Annotated in this window: 15 protein-coding genes; 4 read left to right on the top strand and 11 right to left on the bottom strand. The window is 73.7% G+C overall.

All coding sequences use genetic code 11. The annotated features are described in order from the left end of the window. Positions 1-2: 2 nt before the first annotated feature. Entirely contained in the window at positions 3-758 is a 756-nt protein-coding gene (locus GSY65_RS07655; protein ID WP_159766596.1) for an SDR family oxidoreductase, read from the top strand. Positions 759-776: 18 nt separating this feature from the next. On the opposite strand, the gene amaP is transcribed toward GSY65_RS07655, so the two are convergent. From amaP to GSY65_RS07680, 5 genes are read right to left on the bottom strand one after another with little or no spacing between them, the layout of a single operon-like run. Then, positions 777-1,355, bottom strand: coding sequence for an alkaline shock response membrane anchor protein AmaP (gene amaP, locus GSY65_RS07660; RefSeq protein ID WP_159766597.1), 579 nt, complete (start codon positions 1,353-1,355; stop codon positions 777-779). 5 nt (positions 1,356-1,360) lie between these two features. After that, positions 1,361-2,068: a DUF6286 domain-containing protein gene (locus GSY65_RS07665; RefSeq protein WP_159766598.1), complete on the bottom strand. Its 708-nt coding sequence runs from the start codon at positions 2,066-2,068 to the stop codon at positions 1,361-1,363. Beyond that, positions 2,065-2,439, bottom strand: coding sequence for a hypothetical protein (locus GSY65_RS07670; RefSeq protein WP_159766599.1), 375 nt, complete (start codon positions 2,437-2,439; stop codon positions 2,065-2,067). The genes GSY65_RS07665 and GSY65_RS07670 overlap by 4 nt, the downstream gene beginning before the upstream one ends. Then, positions 2,436-2,621 carry a hypothetical protein gene (locus tag GSY65_RS07675; protein ID WP_159766600.1) on the bottom strand — a complete coding sequence of 62 codons (186 nt, stop codon included), beginning with the start codon at positions 2,619-2,621 and terminating at the stop codon, positions 2,436-2,438. Before GSY65_RS07675 ends, GSY65_RS07670 begins: the two co-directional genes overlap by 4 nt. 32 nt (positions 2,622-2,653) lie before the next feature. Continuing rightward, entirely contained in the window at positions 2,654-3,148 is a 495-nt protein-coding gene (locus GSY65_RS07680) for an Asp23/Gls24 family envelope stress response protein (protein WP_159766601.1), read from the bottom strand. 86 nt (positions 3,149-3,234) lie between these two features. Between GSY65_RS07680 and GSY65_RS07685 the strand changes: the two genes are divergently transcribed. After that, complete coding sequence (locus tag GSY65_RS07685; protein ID WP_159766602.1) at positions 3,235-3,996, top strand: nucleopolyhedrovirus P10 family protein; 762 nt, start codon at positions 3,235-3,237, stop codon at positions 3,994-3,996. A gap of 54 nt (positions 3,997-4,050) precedes the next feature. Here GSY65_RS07685 and GSY65_RS07690 read toward each other — a convergent pair whose 3' ends face one another. From GSY65_RS07690 to GSY65_RS07700, 3 genes are all read right to left on the bottom strand, one after another. Continuing rightward, positions 4,051-4,842 (bottom strand): enoyl-CoA hydratase/isomerase family protein, encoded by a 792-nt coding sequence (locus tag GSY65_RS07690; protein ID WP_159766603.1) that lies wholly within the window; start codon positions 4,840-4,842, stop codon positions 4,051-4,053. A 117-nt stretch (positions 4,843-4,959) separates the two neighbouring features. Then, a complete protein-coding gene (locus tag GSY65_RS07695; RefSeq protein ID WP_006123601.1) occupies positions 4,960-5,181 on the bottom strand; it encodes a helix-turn-helix domain-containing protein in 222 nt (73 codons plus the stop codon). 360 nt (positions 5,182-5,541) lie between these two features. Further along, positions 5,542-7,140: an ABC-F family ATP-binding cassette domain-containing protein gene (locus GSY65_RS07700; RefSeq protein WP_159766604.1), complete on the bottom strand. Its 1,599-nt coding sequence runs from the start codon at positions 7,138-7,140 to the stop codon at positions 5,542-5,544. A gap of 235 nt (positions 7,141-7,375) precedes the next feature. On the opposite strand from GSY65_RS07700, the gene GSY65_RS07705 reads away from it, so the two are divergent. Next, positions 7,376-7,789, top strand: coding sequence for a VOC family protein (locus tag GSY65_RS07705; RefSeq protein WP_159775695.1), 414 nt, complete (start codon positions 7,376-7,378; stop codon positions 7,787-7,789). Between the two features lie 33 nt (positions 7,790-7,822). Here the strand turns inward: GSY65_RS07705 and GSY65_RS07710 are convergent, their stop codons facing one another. From GSY65_RS07710 to GSY65_RS07720, 3 genes are all read right to left on the bottom strand, one after another. Further along, positions 7,823-9,085, bottom strand: a complete 1,263-nt coding sequence (locus tag GSY65_RS07710; RefSeq protein ID WP_159766605.1) for a hypothetical protein — start codon at positions 9,083-9,085, stop codon at positions 7,823-7,825. 552 nt (positions 9,086-9,637) lie between these two features. After that, a complete protein-coding gene (locus tag GSY65_RS07715; RefSeq protein WP_159766606.1) occupies positions 9,638-10,810 on the bottom strand; it encodes an alpha/beta hydrolase family protein in 1,173 nt (390 codons plus the stop codon). 82 nt (positions 10,811-10,892) lie between these two features. Next, positions 10,893-11,624: a class II aldolase/adducin family protein gene (locus tag GSY65_RS07720; RefSeq protein WP_159766607.1), complete on the bottom strand. Its 732-nt coding sequence runs from the start codon at positions 11,622-11,624 to the stop codon at positions 10,893-10,895. 586 nt (positions 11,625-12,210) lie between these two features. Here GSY65_RS07720 and GSY65_RS07725 point away from each other — a divergent pair. Beyond that, entirely contained in the window at positions 12,211-13,470 is a 1,260-nt protein-coding gene (locus GSY65_RS07725) for an inorganic phosphate transporter (RefSeq protein ID WP_159766608.1), read from the top strand. Positions 13,471-13,485: the final 15 nt, after the last annotated feature.

Consider the following 13,485-nt stretch of genomic DNA (forward strand, 5'->3'; position numbering starts at 1 on the left):
CCATGGATCTTGGGCTGAAGGACCGTGTCTACATCGTCACCGGCGCCACCCGCGGGCTGGGCAACGCGGCGGCGCGGGAACTCGTCGCCGACGGCGCGAAGGTGGTCGTGACCGGCCGGGAGGAGGAGAGCGTGGCCGAGGCGGCGGCCGCGCTCGGGCCGAACGCGGTGGGGGTGGCCGCCGACAACGCCGACCCGGAGACCGCCGGCCGTCTCATCGCCGTCGCCCGCGAGCGGTTCGGGCGGTTCGACGGCGTGCTCGTCAGCGTGGGCGGGCCCGCGCCCGGGTTCGTCGCGGACACCACGGACGAGCAGTGGACCGCGGCGTTCGAGTCGGTGTTCCTGGGCGCGGTCCGGCTGGCGCGGGCCGCCGCCGCGGAGCTGGGCGAGGGCGGTGTCATCGGGTTCGTGCTGTCCGGGTCGGTGCACGAGCCGATCCCCGGTCTGACGATCTCCAACGGCCTGCGGCCCGGTCTGGCCGGGTTCGCCAAGTCGCTCTCCGACGAGCTGGGGCCGCGCGGGATCCGGGTCGTGGGTCTGCTGCCGGCCCGCATCGACACCGACCGGGTGCGGGAGCTGGACGGGATGTCGGCCGACCCGGAGGCCACACGCGCCGCGCACGAGTCGCGGATCCCGCTGCGGCGGTACGGCAGGCCGGAGGAGTTCGGGCGGACGGCGGCGTTCCTGCTGTCCCCGGCCGCGTCCTATCTCACGGGCCTCATGCTGCCGGTGGACGGCGGGATGCGCCACGGCTTCTGACCCCCGACGGGTGCCTGGTCAGGTCACGCGTTCCGCGCGGTGTCTGACCCCGCGCAGTCCGACCTCCGCCGGCAGCGCCGCCAGGCCCGCCGAGTCCCTGGCGTGGGCCACGGCCTCGGCGGTGAGGCGGTGCAGGGTGTCGGCGGGGTGCGCGTGGGGCTGGAGGCGGACGCGGAGCCGGGCCTCGGGGGCGTTGCGGCGGCCGATGAGCCGGGCGTAGGCCCGGTCGACGCCGTCCAGCCCGGCGGCCTCCGCGGTCAGGACGCCCTCCAGGGCGCGGCCCCGCAGCAGCGCTCCCTCGCCGTCGCCGGTGTCGACGAGGACCTCGCTGAGCCGGTGCCGGCGCAGCACGGCGGTCAGCCACCACAGGGCGAGCAGCACCAGCACGGCGAGCACGGCGATGACGGTGGGCCACCACCAGCCGTCGTCGCGCCAGCGGGTGCGTTCGGCCTGGCTGAGCAGCACGTCGTGCCGCCCGTCGTGGATCCACCAGGAGGGCGGCTCGAGGCCGAGCCCCACGGCGAGCACGGCGCCGCCGAGCACGAGGAGCACCAGGCCGACGAGCCCGAGCAGCACCCTGTTCACGATCCGCAGCATGAACGTCACTCCTTCCGGCCGGGCCGCCGTACGCGCACGGACAGGGCGGGCGGCCGCGCGAGGCCCAGGCGCCGGATCCCGTCGGTGAGCGTGGCGTCGAGGTCGGCCCGGACCTCGTCGAGTTCGCGGAAGTGGGACACCGCGCGGGCGTCGACCTTCTTCCGGCCGACGCGGACCCGTACGGACTGCACGCCGGACACCTCCATCGCCCGGTCGCGCAGCACCAGTGCGGCGGCGGCCCGGTGTAGGCCCGCCCGGACGTCGGGGTGGAGGCGGCGCATCGGCAGCACGTCCCGCAGCCCGGGGGTGGCGGCCAGCACGAGGAGCCAGAGACCGAGGGCGGCGGCGATGCCGGCGCCGGTCAGCACCCAGACGTCGTCGAGGGGGCGCTGGGCGAGTTCCCGGGCCAGGGAGCGGCGCCAGGCCATGGCGGGCCGGTCGGCGCGGACGGCGACGATGTCGTACAGGAGGAGGCCCGCGCCCGCGAGGAGCAGCAGGGCGAGGACGCCGGCGGGGACGCGGCGCGCGGACCAGAAGCGCCGCTCGGCCCCGTGCCCGTCCTCGACGGCGGGCGGCGGGTCGTAGGCGGCGGCCGACGCGGACCGGTCCGGCCCGCCCGGCCCGCCCGGTCCCTTGCCGGGGAGCGTCTCGTCGGTCTTCTCGATGACGGGCAGGCGTTGCGTGCTGCCTTCGGAGCGCTGGGGCTCGCTCATCGCGTCCTCCCCTGTGCCACGTCGCGTGCGTGCGTCAGGAGCAGCCGTTCGACCTGGACGGCCACGTCCGACACGTGCATTCCCGCCAACGTCCCTACCCGCTCCATGACGCGGCGACGCACCGCAGCGCATTGGCCACCGATGTCGGAGGGGTAAGGGAGTTCGACGGCGACGCGGACACGCGCGGTGTCGCGGTGGACGACGACCGTCGCGTTCGGGGGCGCGGAGTCCGGCAATGGTGCGCCCAGGGCCTCGCGCGCCGCCTGGCCCGCGATCTTCGCGACGACGCGGTCGGCGATACGGGTCGCGCCGCGGTCTCCGGGCGCGACGGACCGCGCCTGCGTGCCACGGTCACTGTGGGCGACGGTCATCGGCGTCGTTCGTCACGGGGACGGAAGAGGTCGTCGAAGTGCAGGTCCCCCTCCAGGAACCGGCCGACGAAGAAACCGACGGCGCCCAGCGCCGCCACCAGCAGGAAGGCACCGAATCCGCCGAAGTATCCGGCGAAGCCCAGCGCCATCCCGGCGATCATGCCGATCACGGCCAGACTCATGCTGTGCTCCTCAGGGGGATCGAGCGCTCCTGTCACTGCAGCCGGGTCTCCGGCTCCTCCTCCTCGTCCTCCGGCAGCTTCACGTCGCTGACGGCGATGTTGACCTCGACGACCTCCAGGCCCGTCATCCGCTCGACGGCGGCGATGACGTTCTCGCGCACGGCGTGGGTGACGTCGGAGATGGACACGCCGTAGTCGACGACGATCTCCAGGTCCAGGGCGGTCTGCACCTCGCCGACCTCGGCGTTCACACCCCGGGTGACGGCCTTCGAGCCGCCGGGCACCCGGTCGCGCATGGCGCCGAAGGTCCGGGACAGCCCGCTGCCCATGGTGTGCACACCGAGCACGTCGCGTGCCGCGAGCCCGGCGATCTTCTCGACCACGCCGTCGGCGATGGTCGTGCGTCCCCGGGTCGCAGGATCGCCGCCGCCACGCCGGACGGCCTTGCGGCCACCGGTCTGCCCGGGTGCCACGTCCTTGGTGGTGTCGGGGCCGTCCGTCCGGTTCCGCTCCGTCATCTCACTCATGGCGCACGTTCCTTCCGGTTGTCCCCCTTTGCCCACATTAAGTCGAGTTACCGCATCATGCGTGCGGGATGCGGCAGTCTGGAGGAATGACGGCTGACGGCTGGACCAACGCGGTACGACAGCAACTGGGCCTCGGCCGGGTGCTCCCCCTGGGCGGCCCGCACGACGGCGCGTGGATCACGGAGTCGGCGGCCGAGGCGGTGCTCCGGCGCGCGACGGCCGCGATGCGCGGGGTGCGCATCGGGACCCTGCGGATCGGGCTCGCCTCGACGGCGGGTGCGCGGGCTCCGGCCGTTCCCGCTCCGCCGAGCGCCCTGCCGCCGGGCCCCCTGCGGGTCACCGCGGACTTCCGCGCCTCGACGGTGGCGCCGGTCGAGCCGTTCCCCGCGACGGCGGCCCGGCTGCGGGCCGGTCTCGCCGAGGCCGCGGCGGACCGGCTGGGTCTCGCGGTGGCGGAGATCGATCTGCGGATGACGGACCTGCTGGGGCCCGACGAGCCCGACGGCCGGCCCCCGCGGGATGCGCCCGGAACGGCCGGGCCGCCCGTGGACCACGCCCCCGCCCGGCCGGATGCGGGTGAGGGCGAGGAGTCACAGGTGACCGCCGCCGCCCTGGGCGTCGCCGGGGTGAGCCGTCTGACCGGCGCTCTCGGCGGTCCGGGGCGCGCGGTCCACATCGGCACCGGGATCGGTGTCGGGCCCGCGCTACCCCGCCGTCATGTCCGCGTCGAACTGGCGGTGGCGGAGAGCAGACGCGCCGTGGACGTCGCTCGTGACGTCCGTGCGGCGGTGGGCGCGGCACTCCCCGACCACCCGTCGGTGGCGGTCCTCGTCACCGCGGTCGAGTGAGCCGCTCTCCCCTCGACCGAGGCGGCAGCAGTCTCGGGGGTGTGCCGCCGTTCGTCACTCCGCGATACCGGCGAGGTCCCGCAGGCGGCGGGCCTGGGCGGCCCGCTCCGCGGCGCGCTGCTGCTCGTAGTCCCGGCCACCGGCGCCGCGCAGCAGCGCCTTGGTCTCGACGACCGCGTCGCGCGGCGCGGCCACGAGCGCGGCGACGAGGTCGCGTACCGCGTCGTCCAGTTGGCCGGCGGGCACGGCGAGGTTGGCCAGGCCGATGCGCTGGGCCTCCTCGGCCTGGACGAAGCGCCCGGTGAGGCAGATCTCCAGGGCGCGGCCGTAGCCGACGAGGCTCACGAGGGGATGGGTGCCGGTGAGGTCGGGCACGAGACCGAGGCTCGTCTCGAGCATGGCGAACTGCACGTCGTCGGCGACGACGCGCAGGTCACAGGCGAGCGCGAGCTGGAAACCCGCGCCGACGGCATGCCCTTGCACGGCGGCGACGGACACGATGTCGTTCCGCCGCCACCAGGTGAACGCCTCCTGGTATGCGGCGATGGTCGCGTCGAGTGCGTCGTCGTCACGACGTGCGAGGTCGATGAACGACGGTTCGCCCTCGATGCCCTCGGGCGTGAACATCTGCCGGTTGAGGCCGGCGGAGAACGACTTGCCCTCGGCACGCAGCACGACGACCCGGACGGAGCCCGGCACCGACCGCCCGGCCTCGGCGAGCGCCCGCCACAGAGCGGGGCTCTGCGCGTTGCGCTTGGCCGGGTTGGTCAGGGTCACCGTGGCGATCGCATCGTCGACGGTGAGCCGTACGCCGTCCTTGTCGAGCAGCGGTTCGAGCGAAGCCATGGGGCGCCTCCGATGGGTGCGGTCAGCAGAGCAGAGCTAAGTGACTGCACAGTAACCACCCGGCCGATCAGACGACCGACCGGGTGGCCACCATCGAAGCCGATGGGCCGCCCGGCGTCAGGCCGACGCGGCCTTCTTGCCGCGCGTCGCACCGCCACGCCCTCGAAGCGTGACGCCCGACTCGCTGAGCATCCGGTGCACGAAGCCATACGAGCGGCCGGTTTCCTCGGCCAGCGCCCGAATGCTCGCACCGGAGTCGTATTTCTTCTTCAGGTCTGCCGCGAGCTTGTCGCGCGCGGCGCCGGTCACCCGGCTGCCCTTCTTCAGAGTCTCGGCCACCCGGTCCTCCTCATGGGAAGTGCGCTCTGGTCTCCTCATGATCACCCCTCCGGGGCGTGATGGCCACCCATTCGGCAAGGTCCGTGGGACAAGCTTGTGACGACCGGAGTCCGTCCCCACGACCGGAACCCGTCGTTCCGCACTGGCTTGTCCGTACGGCCGAACGAGTGGATTCACGAAGCGGCAGGTCAGAGACGCGCGACGGCCGAGCCCTGCGCACAGCGGGGCTCGGCCGCGAAATTCGTGTACGACACACCTCGGTACGAGGAGATCTCACACAGATGGTGGATCACGAGTGGGCCGAATGATCCATCACCCGTTGATCAAGGGTTCGGCCCGTCCTTCGGCGCCGTCGGCCGGTCAGGCGAGTGCCACCAGGTCGGCGTAGTCGGCGCCCCACAGGTCCTCGACACCGTCCGGCAGGAGGATGATCCGCTCCGGCTGGAGCGCCTCCACCGCGCCCTCGTCGTGGGTGACGAGGACGACGGCGCCCTTGTAGGTGCGCAGCGCGCCGAGGATCTCCTCGCGGCTGGCCGGGTCGAGGTTGTTGGTGGGCTCGTCGAGCAGGAGGACGTTCGCGGACGACACCACCAGCGTGGCGAGGGCGAGCCGGGTCTTCTCGCCGCCGGAGAGGACACCGGCGGGCTTGTCGACGTCGTCGCCGGAGAACAGGAACGAGCCGAGCACCTTGCGGACCTCGACGAGGTCCATGTCGGGGGCGGCGGAGCGCATGTTCTCCAGGACCGTGCGGTCCGGGTCGAGGGTCTCGTGCTCCTGGGCGTAGTACCCGAGCTTGAGGCCGTGGCCCTCGACGACCTTGCCGGTGTCGGGCTTCTCGACGCCCCCGAGCAGCCGCAGCAGTGTCGTCTTGCCGGCGCCGTTCAGGCCGAGGATGACGACGCGGGAGCCCTTGTCGATGGCGAGGTCGACATCGGTGAAGATCTCCAGCGAGCCGTACGACTTCGACAGGCCCTCGGCGGTGAGCGGCGTCCTGCCGCAGGGCGCGGGCTCGGGGAAGCGGAGCTTGGCGACCTTGTCGCTCTGGCGGACCGCCTCCAGACCGGCGAGCAGCTTGTCGGCGCGCCGCGCCATGTTCTGCGCGGCGACGGTCTTGGTGGCCTTGGCGCGCATCTTGTCGGCCTGCGCGTTGAGCGCGGCGGCCTTCTTCTCGGCGTTGGCGCGTTCGCGCTTGCGGCGCTTCTCGTCGGCCTCGCGCTGCTGCTGGTAGAGCTTCCAGCCCATGTTGTAGACGTCGATCTGGGCGCGGTTGGCGTCCAGGTAGAACACCTTGTTCACGACGGTCTCGACCAGGTCGACGTCGTGGCTGATGACGATGAAGCCGCCGCGGTAGCTCTTGAGGTAGTCCCGCAGCCAGACGATCGAGTCGGCGTCGAGGTGGTTGGTCGGCTCGTCGAGCAGCAGGGTGTCCGCGTCGGAGAACAGGATGCGGGCCAGCTCGATACGGCGGCGCTGACCGCCGGAGAGGGTGTGCAGGGGCTGGCCCAGCACCCGGTCGGGCAGGTTGAGCGCGGCGGCGATGGTGGCGGCCTCGGCCTCGGCGGCGTACCCGCCCTTGGTGAGGAACTCCGTCTCCTGGCGCTCGTACTGCTTGAGGGCCTTCTCCCGGGTGGAGCCCTTGCCGCTGGCGATGCGCTGCTCGTTGTCGCGCATCTTGCGGATGAGGACGTCGAGGCCGCGGGCGGACAGGATGCGGTCGCGGGCCAGGATGTCGAGGTCGCCGGTGCGGGGGTCCTGCGGGAGGTAGCCGACCTCGCCGGAGCGGGTGACGGTGCCGGCGGCGGGGATGCCGTCACCGGCGAGGACCTTGGTGAGGGTGGTCTTGCCGGCGCCGTTGCGGCCGACCAGCCCGATGCGGTCGCCCTTGGCGACGCGGAAGGTGGCGGACTCGATGAGGACGCGGGCACCGGCGCGCAGCTCGATACCGGAGGCGGAGATCACGGACAGACTCCAGGGCGGACTTGGGGTGGCGGGTGGGCGGCTGAGGACGTTCCCGCCGTCTAATGCGCGAGGAGAATGGCCATGGGCCGATTCTAACGGGGGGCGGCAAGCGGTTTTCCGCCCGCGTCCCGAGGGATCGGGTGGTCTCGGTCACCGCACGGCGGGGCGTTGTCGGTGCCGGGTGCGAAACTGGTCAGCGGTGTGCGTTCCGGGCGACAGAGAGGTCGTGATCGGTATGACGGGCAAGGGCGAGGGACGTCCCAGCATCTGTCCGACACTGCTGTACGCGGACGCGAAGGCAGCCGTCGCGCAGCTCACGGCGGGGCTGGGCTTCACCGAGCTGTCGGTGTACGAGGGCGAGGACGGCACGGTCCACCACGCCGAGCTGGCGCAGGGCGACGGTGTGGTGATGCTGGGCTCCCGGGGCACCGGCAGCGCCTTCGACACGGCGATGAAGGGCGCGGGCCCCGCCGGGGTGTACGTCGTGGTGGACGACGTGGACGCCCACCACCGCCGGGCCGTGGAGCACGGGGTGGAGATCCTGATGCCCCCGACGGACCAGGACTACGGCTCACGGGACTACATGGCCCGGGACATCGAGGGCAACGTGTGGAGCTTCGGCACGTACGCCCCCGAGCTGGGCGGCTGACACCCCGCCCGGCCCGCGGGGTCCGGCCTCGGCTCAGCTGCGTCCGGTGTGCACCTGGAAGGCGGCGCGGCGGACGGCCTTGGCGAGCGCCGGGTCGGGGTGCGCGGCGGCGAGGGCGACCAGGACCTGGACGGTGCGGGGGTGACCGACCGCGCGGACCTCGTCGAGCAGCGCGGGGACGGTGGCCTGCACGGCGGACTCCAGGTGCCGGACGAGCAGCGGGGCCTCGCCGTGGTCGGCGACGGCGGCCGCGGTGTCCACCCAGAGCCAGGTCGCCTCCTCGCGGGTGAGCACCTCGTGTGCGTCCTCGGGGTCGGCGCCGTCGTGCTCGGCGAGCCAGAGCAGGGCGTAGGGCCGCAGCGGTGTCTCGTCGACGACGGTGCGCACATCGGGCTCGGCGGGGGCGCCGACCACGCGCAGCGCCTCGAAGGCGAGGCCCCGGATGAGGGCGTCCTCGCCGCGGGCGGCGTCGATGAGCTCGGTGACGGCGGCGCCCACCGTGCGGGCGGCGAGCCAGGCGCGGTACTCGGCGCGGGCCGCGTTCGGGCGGAGCTGGGCGCAGCCGCGGAGCATGTCCTCGGCGGAGACCTCGATGTTCCCGGCGGGGCTCTGCGCGGCCACGCAGATCTGCTCCAGCTTCACCCACACCGCCCAGCTGCCGAGCGGGGTGAGCGTCGCCTGGCCGTCGCCGTAGGTGAGGGCGCCGACGGAGGCGATGGCCCGCAGGGCCCAGTCGAGGAGCGGGGCGAGCGGGGTGTCCTCCGCACCGGTCTCCGCGGCGGGTTCGGCACCCGGCTCGGGCTGCGGGCCGTAGGGGATCTCGCAGCGCTCGGTGCGCAGCTCCGTGACGCGCTGTTCGAGGAGGTCGAGGAGCTGCTCCACGGGAACGGGCCCGGCTGACAGCTGGAGGAACGACAGCACCTGCGGCATCGCCGAGACGACCTCGGCGACGGCGGCGGGCTCGCGGACCCCGGGCTCGGGGTGGGCGAGGGACCAGGCGTCGAAGAGGGCCACCCAGCCGCGCAGTACGGCGCTGTCGTCGCGGTGCCAGGCGCGCAGCCGCCAGCCGGGGCGGGCGCTGTCGCCGTGCACCTCGACGAGACCGGCCAGGCGTGCCGTGTCCCAGTCGTGGCGGACCTGATCCGGGGTCAGCCCGAGGTCGGCGGCGGCTCGTTCGGCGGTCGGGTCGGAGAGGGTGCCCTTGCCGTCGGAGCCGGCGCCCTCGCGGCCGGGGCGGAGGGCGGCGTCGGCCCAGCGGGCGACGCGGGCCGCGTCCGCCAGGACGGTGCGGGCCATCCGGGCCAGTTCCGCGGGCGGTGGGGTGCCCTCCGGGGGCCGGGGGGCGGGTCGGCGGCGCTGGGTCACTGCTGCTCGGGGAGCGGCGGCCAGGGTTCGCGGGCTGACGAGTCGGAGCCTGGAGTCGCGCGGATTACGGGACGTCACGGGGGCAGTCTTCCGGTTGACGGTCCGAAAACCCAAACGGAATGTCACAGCGGGCGACAGGAGTGGCCAACGCACGAGCTCTCCGGGGGCGTGAAACCGGTGGGGAGCGCCATCGTCGGGCACTAAACGGAATGTGGGGCACCTGTCTGCGGAGTCCCCTCCGGCGGGCTTCGCGAGGGGGCGCGGGGACGGGGCGCGGGGTGCGGTGAGGCGGGGGCTCGGGGGGCGAGGCGAGGCGGGCGTACGGGGGACGAGGCGGGCGTACGGGGGCAGGCGGGCGAACGGAGGGTGAGGCTGGCGTACGGGGGCAGGTGAGCGTCAGGGGGGCGAGGAGAGCTGCCCGCTCGGCTCCCTCCGCCTTCGCTCTCCTCCTCTGCCGCCTCTCTCCCTTCTCCCCCTCCCCCGCTACATCAGCGGTGTCAGGAAGCGGCGCAGGGTCTCCTCGTAGTGCGCCGGGTCGGCGTTCCACATGGCGCCGTGGGGGGCCTGGCGCACGGTGCTCAGGGTGATGAGGCCGGGGTGGTGGGCGGCGAGCCGGCGGGAGGCGTCCCAGGGGGCGACGAGGTCGTCCGGGCCGTGGAAGATCAGTGCCGGGACCGGGATCCGCGCCGGCTCGACCGCCGCCGCGCCGCCCAGCCCCGTGCGGCCCAGCCCCGTGCGGCCCAGCCCTGTGCGGCCCTGTGCGGCGCGGACCGCGAGGGGCAGCAGTACGCCCGGGGTGCGGCAGGCCGTGGCGAGGGCGCGCAGGGCGGCCGTCCAGTCCAGGACCGGTGAGTCCAGGACGAGCCCGGTGACGCGGTCGCGGAGCCCGGAGCGGGAGGCGGCGCGCAGCGCCATGGTGGCGCCGGTGGACCAGCCGTACAGGACGACCTTCTCGGCGCCGAACCGGACGGCGTGGTGGATGGCCGCGTCGACGTCGCGCCACTCCGTCTCGCCGAGGTGGCTCAGGCCGTCCGGGGCGCGGGGCGCGCCGGCGTCGCCGCGGTAGGCGACGTCGAGCACCGGGAAGCCGTGGCGGTGCAGGAACCCCATGACGTTCATGGGGTGCTCGCGGGTGGTGCCCAGGCCGTGCACGGTGATCACCCAGGTGCTGCGGACGCCGGGCACGAACCAGGCGGGCAGGGTGCCCAGTTCGCCGGGCACCTCGACGTCGGTGTGGTCGAGGCCGAGGGCGGTGCGCGGGTCACCGATGTGGGTGCTGGGGGTGAACCACACCTTGTCGCCCGGCTCCAGGGTGCCGCGGCTGACGCGTTCCAGACGGCGCACGACGGTGTCGGGGGCGTGCGGGACGCCGCTCACCACCGAGCCGACGACGGCGTGGGCACCGCCACCGGCACCGGCACCGGCACCGGCACCGGTGAGGCCGTAGACGCCAGGGCGCTGCGAGGCGAAGGCCCTGGTCAGGGTGATCCGGCCGGCCGCTGTGGAGTGCACGGTCAGCCGGGGCTCGGTGGGCAGCGGTCTGCCCGACGTGGCCTTCAGCGCGGCGTCGCTGGCCAGTCGGCCGGCGGCGACACTGGCCGCCCCGGCCGCGAACGCGACCCCGACGGCCGCGGCTGCTGCTCTCACTGCACGCACGCGTCCAGTGTCCTGGCCCGCTCCGTCCCCGGCCAGTGGGCGGGCTTTCGGAGCCACCGGCCGGGTGGTCACCGACCGGCGGCTACGTCGGCTGGCCGTAGCCCCGGAGCCGCTCCCCCGCCTCCGCCAGCTGGGCCGGGGTCAGCAGGTGCGGGGACAGGCCGGGCAGCGAGGAGGCCGTCAGCCAGACCCTGCACATCCACTCCAGCTGGGCGGTGCGGTCGAAGGCCTGGGAGAGGCTCCGCCCGTAGGCGATCGTGCCGTGGTTCTGGAGCAGACAGGCCGTGCGTCCCGTCAGGGCTTCGAGCATGTTGGCGGCCAGCTCGGGGGTGCCGTAGGTCGCGTACGGGGCGACGCGGACCGGTCCGCCGAGGGCGCCGGACATGTAGTGGATCAGGGGCAGCTCGTCGACGAGGGTCGAGACGGCGGTCGCGTGGACCGCGTGGGTGTGGACCACGGCGCGGGCGTCGGTCGTGCTGTGGATCGCCAGGTGCATGGGCAGTTCGCTGGTCGGCCGGAGGGTTCCGAGGGTCTGGCGGCCCGCGAGGTCGACGCCGGTCACGTCGTCGGGGGTGAGGCGGTCGTAGGGGACGCCGGTCGGGGTGACCAGGACGGTGTCGCCGACGCGTACGGAGACGTTGCCGGAGGTGCCGACGACCAGACCGTCGGCGACCGTCCGGCGGGCCGTGGCGACCAGCTCGTCCCAGGCCCGCGCGATGTCGTCGGGAGCCTCCGGGTGCGGGGCGCCCCCCGTCCGCGGCCGGTCCCCACCCGCGTCCCGCGGGTCCCGCGTGTTCCACCTCTGCTCAGCCATGCCGCGATCCTGCCAGGAGGGCCGCCCGGACGGGACCGGGGCGGCGGCCGACGACGCGGGGCCGCGCGGCACGCGCCACACGGCTCACGGCTCACGGCTCACGGCTCACGGCTCACGGCTCACGGCTCACGGCTCACGGCTCACGGCTCACGGCTCACGGCTCACGGCTCACGGCTCACGGCTCACGGCCGATCCTGCCGGCACTGCCGACCGCCATCGCATACAACCCGCCGCCCACGACAAGTGGAGGACGTCACACAGCCGCGCCCGGCCGGCTGGGAGGCCGCGGGCGGCGGGTCGGGCCGCGTGACCGGAATCCGCCCCCGCCCCCGAGGGCCGGACGCGGAGGTTCGCCGGGGAGTTCGCCCGGCGCCGGGCCGGATCACGGTCGGAGGCCGGTGCTCCGTTTCGGTGCGAGGCAATCGGGGAACCCGGGCCGCCGGCCCGCCCGAGGGCGCCCTCGTGGACACAAACGGAACCTCGGCAACCCGATCGCTACACCCACCGGTACTCCCCAGTTCATCTTCCGTTCACCCAGGTTGCCTACGGTCCATGTGCCACTGACATCCAAAAGAAGCTCGGGTAAATGGAAAACTTCTCGCTGATCCTCGCGATCGTGGTGATCACCGCGCTCGCGTTCGATTTTACGAACGGTTTCCACGACACCGCCAACGCGATGGCCACCACCATCTCGACCGGCGCCATGAAGCCCAAGGTCGCGGTGGCCATGTCCGCCGTGCTCAACCTTGTCGGCGCGTTCCTTTCCATCGAGGTCGCCAACACCATCTCCAAGGGACTCGTCGACGAGTCCGGGATCCAGCCAGAGGTCATCTTCGCGGCGCTCGTGGGCGCCATCCTCTGGAACCTGCTGACCTGGCTGGTGGGACTCCCCTCCAGTTCCTCGCACGCCCTGATGGGCGGCCTGATCGGTGCCACGATCGCCTCGGTCGGCACGGGCGCCGTGCACGGGGACGTGCTCGTCACCAAGGTGCTGATCCCCGCCGTCGCGGCCCCGCTGGTCGCCGGCATCGCGGCGATGTTCGCCACGCGGTTGACGTACAAGCTCGGGCAGCACACCAGTGAGAAGTCCGCCGGCAAGGGCTACCGCGCCGGTCAGATCGCCTCCGCCGGTCTGGTCTCGCTGGCCCACGGCACGAACGACGCCCAGAAGACGATGGGCATCATCACCCTGGCCCTGGTCGCCGGCGGCGCTCTCGCGCCGGACTCCGACCCGCCGGTCTGGGTCATCGTCTCCGCCGGCATGGCCATCGCCCTCGGCACCTACCTGGGCGGCTGGCGCATCATCCGCACCATGGGCAAGGGCCTGACCGACCTCCAGCCGCAGCAGGGCTTCGCCGCCCAGACCAGCGCGGCGACGGTCATCCTCGCCTCCTCGCACCTGGGCTTCTCCCTCTCCACCACGCACTCGGTCTCCGGCGCGGTCATGGGCGCGGGCCTGGGCCGCAAGGGCGGCGTGGTGCGCTGGTCCACCGCCACCCGGATGTTCGTGGCGTGGGGTCTGACCCTGCCGGCCGCGGCGCTCGTCGCCGCGCTCGCCGAGTGGGTGACGTCCCACGGCACCTGGGGCACGGCCGTCGTCGCGGTCTTCCTCGTCGCCTCCAGCGCCGCGATCTGGGTGATCTCGCGCCGCGAGGTGGTCGACCACACCAACGTGAACGACACCGAGGAGCCCCCCGGCGTGGTGACCACGGCCATGGCCGCGGTGACCCCGCCGCCGACCGGCACCGTGACCGAGGACCTCGCGGCGACGATCCCGGCCCCCGTGGCCGCGACGGCCACCGCCGAGACCCCGGCCGGCCCCTCCGCCCCCACACCGGCCGTCTGAGCCGGCGTCCCTAGG

It is taken from the genome of Streptomyces sp. HM190 (assembly GCF_009857135.1).
Lineage (GTDB): Bacteria > Actinomycetota > Actinomycetes > Streptomycetales > Streptomycetaceae > Streptomyces > Streptomyces heilongjiangensis.

Excerpts from the sequence above, each read along its gene's own strand:
- GSY65_RS07690 (WP_159766603.1), bottom strand. The coding sequence starts at position 4,842 with ATGGCTTCGCTCGAACCGCTGCTCGACAAGGACGGCGTACGGCTCACC.
- GSY65_RS07655 (WP_159766596.1), top strand. The coding sequence starts at position 3 with ATGGATCTTGGGCTGAAGGACCGTGTCTACATCGTCACCGGCGCCACC.
- GSY65_RS07725 (WP_159766608.1), top strand. The coding sequence starts at position 12,211 with ATGGAAAACTTCTCGCTGATCCTCGCGATCGTGGTGATCACCGCGCTC.
- GSY65_RS07685 (WP_159766602.1), top strand. The coding sequence starts at position 3,235 with ATGACGGCTGACGGCTGGACCAACGCGGTACGACAGCAACTGGGCCTC.
- GSY65_RS07670 (WP_159766599.1), bottom strand. The coding sequence starts at position 2,439 with ATGACCGTCGCCCACAGTGACCGTGGCACGCAGGCGCGGTCCGTCGCG.
- amaP (WP_159766597.1), bottom strand. The coding sequence starts at position 1,355 with ATGCTGCGGATCGTGAACAGGGTGCTGCTCGGGCTCGTCGGCCTGGTG.
- GSY65_RS07705 (WP_159775695.1), top strand. The coding sequence starts at position 7,376 with ATGACGGGCAAGGGCGAGGGACGTCCCAGCATCTGTCCGACACTGCTG.
- GSY65_RS07680 (WP_159766601.1), bottom strand. The coding sequence starts at position 3,148 with ATGAGTGAGATGACGGAGCGGAACCGGACGGACGGCCCCGACACCACC.
- GSY65_RS07675 (WP_159766600.1), bottom strand. The coding sequence starts at position 2,621 with ATGAGTCTGGCCGTGATCGGCATGATCGCCGGGATGGCGCTGGGCTTC.
- GSY65_RS07720 (WP_159766607.1), bottom strand. The coding sequence starts at position 11,624 with ATGGCTGAGCAGAGGTGGAACACGCGGGACCCGCGGGACGCGGGTGGG.
- GSY65_RS07665 (WP_159766598.1), bottom strand. The coding sequence starts at position 2,068 with ATGAGCGAGCCCCAGCGCTCCGAAGGCAGCACGCAACGCCTGCCCGTC.
- GSY65_RS07710 (WP_159766605.1), bottom strand. The coding sequence starts at position 9,085 with ATGGCCCGCACCGTCCTGGCGGACGCGGCCCGCGTCGCCCGCTGGGCC.